The sequence below is a fragment of the Paenibacillus sp. HB172176 genome (assembly GCF_011947265.1).
Taxonomy (GTDB): Bacteria; Bacillota; Bacilli; order Paenibacillales; family Paenibacillaceae; genus Pristimantibacillus.
Window position 1 is genome coordinate 1 of record NZ_JAATHD010000057.1, and the last position, 3213, is coordinate 3213.

Annotated in this window: 4 protein-coding genes; all 4 read left to right on the forward strand. The window is 33.4% G+C overall.

The window, feature by feature from the left end:
- Window positions 1-293: 293 nt before the first annotated feature.
- From HFP08_RS28670 to HFP08_RS28680, 4 genes are read left to right on the forward strand one after another with little or no spacing between them, the layout of a single operon-like run.
- Window positions 294-1244 carry a hypothetical protein gene (locus HFP08_RS28670; RefSeq protein ID WP_168124058.1) on the forward strand — a complete coding sequence of 317 codons (951 nt, stop codon included), beginning with the start codon at window positions 294-296 and terminating at the stop codon, window positions 1242-1244.
- Between the two features lie 29 nt (window positions 1245-1273).
- Window positions 1274-2068: an ABC-three component system protein gene (locus tag HFP08_RS28675; RefSeq protein ID WP_346768773.1), complete on the forward strand. Its 795-nt coding sequence runs from the start codon at window positions 1274-1276 to the stop codon at window positions 2066-2068.
- A complete protein-coding gene (locus HFP08_RS29805) occupies window positions 2052-2282 on the forward strand; it encodes an ABC-three component system middle component 7 (protein WP_481856634.1) in 231 nt (76 codons plus the stop codon). The genes HFP08_RS28675 and HFP08_RS29805 overlap by 17 nt, the downstream gene beginning before the upstream one ends.
- Complete coding sequence (locus HFP08_RS28680) at window positions 2272-3111, forward strand: AAA family ATPase (protein WP_168124060.1); 840 nt, start codon at window positions 2272-2274, stop codon at window positions 3109-3111. The genes HFP08_RS29805 and HFP08_RS28680 overlap by 11 nt, the downstream gene beginning before the upstream one ends.
- Window positions 3112-3213 lie beyond the last annotated feature (102 nt).

Sequence of the window (3213 nt, forward strand, 5' to 3'; positions counted from 1 at the left end):
TCCGGCGTAGGAACCGTAAGGATATCACAGATTCGCTTGATTGGGTTGTTTTACCATGTGTCCATTTTTTGACGAGAACTTTTCACTGTCCAGTAAGGTCTATAAGACTAATTAAAATGAGGCTCCTGTCGCTTGCAGGAGTCTTTCTTTTTGTCGAAAATGGGAAAATTTTCTGGAGTTTGAACGATAAATGGTCTATGATTATTGTAATAGTACGTTGTTAAATCGTGGTTCTGGTGGCGAACCGAGTCGCAAATAAATGAGTACTTTAAACTAGAATGTGGAGGGCTAGTATGAGTTCAAAAATGAAAATGAGTTGGGCGCTACACCCTACTGCTGGAAGAGTGTCAGTCGATGATATTCAACTAGATGAAACATTAAATGATTCACTTAAATGTGAGTTTTGTCATGTTGATTTAAGCTTTGTTGGAACGTATATAAAGCAGGACAAATATGTTGCACCTATTTTGCGATTGAAAAAAGGTAAGAAGAACCATTTAGAATATGACGATGGAGAATGCCCTTATAATAAATCCAACAGCCAAACTCAGACACTTCGTAAAAGCAAAGTGGCAGGTGTTGTCCTTGATAAAGAAACGGTTATTAGGGTTAACATCCCTGTTGAATTAAAGAAATCTTTGATGGATTTATTATCTCAAGACTTAATTCCTAAAAAGGAAAAATTGGAGAATCCTAAAACTAAAAAATCCCCAGGGAACTATTCAAATAGTGAGGGTGAACTATCAGATTACATAAACTCAGCAAGAGCTTTTGCGAAAATAGCTAAGTATTTTGAACAGAATAAAGTTCAGAATTATCTTGAATTTAAGTTTTTTGGAATCACCGCAAAATGGATGGATATATATTTTGAAGAGTGGGATAAGGTCTATGGAAAATTCCAATCAAAATCACCAAAAGAGCTGATTTGCTTACGAGGAATCTATGCTTCAACGGGCCAACCATATGTAGATAATAATGGGTATGAGTGGGTGCATATTAAATTAATGAAAAAATCCGTAACTTCACAAACCGCTTCTCAAACATTTACGCAGATAAAACTATTTAAACCGATGTTCATCAACTTTTTGAAACAATTAGATGAAGCAAAGAAAAAGGCTGAGTCCTTAGAAATAACCTTCTTTGGAAGAATTGAAAGATACGAAATGGATGGCAATAAAAACATAAAAGGGGTTGCGGTTCTGAGAAGGCAGATTCATTTTGAGAAAAGAATTATTAAGCATTAATTCAAAATCATGGAGGGTCTATATTGGAAATGCCAGAATTAAATGATCCTTATCTCATAGCAAGAGTGTCTATCACAGAAAATACGGACAATGCACATTTGCTAGAGGTAGATGGGGTATGTCCGTTATGTGGTAATTACTTGCTCATACCAAAAGGCAAACGTATGAATAAAAAATATCAAATTGCACATATATATCCGAATAGTCCAATTCCCAATGAATTAAAAGAACTCCAGGGGCTTGAAAGACTAGGGACTAACTGCGAAGAGTTTGAAAATAAAATAGCTTTATGTAAGGATTGCCATGGATATTATGACGACCATAAGACTAAAGAAGAGTATTTGAAACTAATTAAAATCAAGAAACGTTTGATGGCTGCTTCTAAAGCAAAGATATCCACCTCGCATCAAGACATAGAAGATGAAATTGTATTAGTTATCAATTCATTGATGAGTATTGATCCTGTATCGCTGCAAAAAATGGAGTTAGAGTATAAGGCATTAAAAATTTCTAGCAAGATTGAGATGACATATTCCATTTTAAAAGTTAAAATAGAAACATACGTTTGCATTTATTTCAACCTAATTAAAGAAACATTTCAGAGCTTGGATCAAGAGAATAAAATAAACTTTGATTTAGTTGCTTCAGAAGTTAGAGCAAGCTTCCTGAAATGTGATGAAGAAATTATTAGTAAAAGTGAGATATTTGAAGCACTCGTGAAATGGCTGAAATCTAAATCAAATGGTTCATCAAGTGAGGCCTGTGAAGCAGTAATATCTTATTTTGTTCAGAGTTGTGAGGTGTTCCATGAAATTTCCCAATAAACTATATACTTATAATGATAGTGTTATTAGTAAGCTTCCTGTTATTTTGAAGCAAATTGAGAATAATAAGGACCTTTCTCTCTCCGATTTATATTATAGTGTCAACAGTAAATTTCAAAATATTACTGAATTTCTAGATGCACTTGATTGTCTGTATACATTAGGAAAAATAGAATACAGTTTTGATTCGAGGAGAATTAACAATGTTATTTGAAATTATTTGTGATCAGTTTAAACAGAAGAGAGTTGAATTCCTTCCTACATTAAATACCGTACTAGGGGATGATTTTGGGAGTAATTCCATTGGTAAGTCTACGTTTCTTATGATTATAGATTTTGTGTTTGGTGGTAAAGATTACATTCTAAAGTCAGCAGAGATTCAAAGACATGTGGGCAAACATACTATAAAGTTTTGTTTCATATTTCAAGAAAAAAGATACTACTTTTTGAGAGACACCGAAGATTTAGAAATGGTAAGTGAGTGTGATGAATCATATAATGTTGTATCAAAAATCTCACTCTCTCAGTATTGTGAATTTTTAAAGCATAATTATAATATACACCTCCCCAATATTAGTTTCCGAGACATAGTTGGTAGATATTCACGAATTTATGGGAAAGAAAATCTAAATGAGAAGCGCCCTTTGGATGTTGTTTATAATGAAGCTGCTGGAGCGCCAATAAATGCAGTATTAAAGTTGTTTGGATTGTTCAGTGTGATTTCAGAATTAGAGGATTTATTAAAGCAAAGAGAAACAGAACTAAGTGCCTATAAAAACGCACAGAAGTATAACTTTGTATCCTCAATTGGCAAACGAAAATATAATGAGAACTTGAAAGAACTTACCCAATTAGTTGAGACAAAAGATCAAATTTCAAAAGATCTCGATAATAATTTATTAGATATTGATTCGGAAAAAGCAGAAGAAGTCATCAAATTAAAACAAAGGCTCTCCATTGCAAAGCGTAAGAGAAGCAAATATTATTCTCAATATATAACTATTGACTCAACTTTCGCAGAGTCAAAATGGTCATTACAGTAGGCATGACATAGGTTTGAAGCCGAATGATTAGTTGACTTGACGCCATAGAAAAACACCGCTTCATTTGGTAAAGTGAAGGTGTCGAACAATCACTACCATACA

Coding starts and splice junctions, on each gene's coding strand:
- HFP08_RS28670 (WP_168124058.1), top strand. CDS start 294: ATGAGTTCAAAAATGAAAATGAGTTGGGCGCTACACCCTACTGCTGGA.
- HFP08_RS28675 (WP_346768773.1), top strand. CDS start 1,274: ATGCCAGAATTAAATGATCCTTATCTCATAGCAAGAGTGTCTATCACA.
- HFP08_RS29805 (WP_481856634.1), top strand. CDS start 2,052: ATGAAATTTCCCAATAAACTATATACTTATAATGATAGTGTTATTAGT.
- HFP08_RS28680 (WP_168124060.1), top strand. CDS start 2,272: ATGTTATTTGAAATTATTTGTGATCAGTTTAAACAGAAGAGAGTTGAA.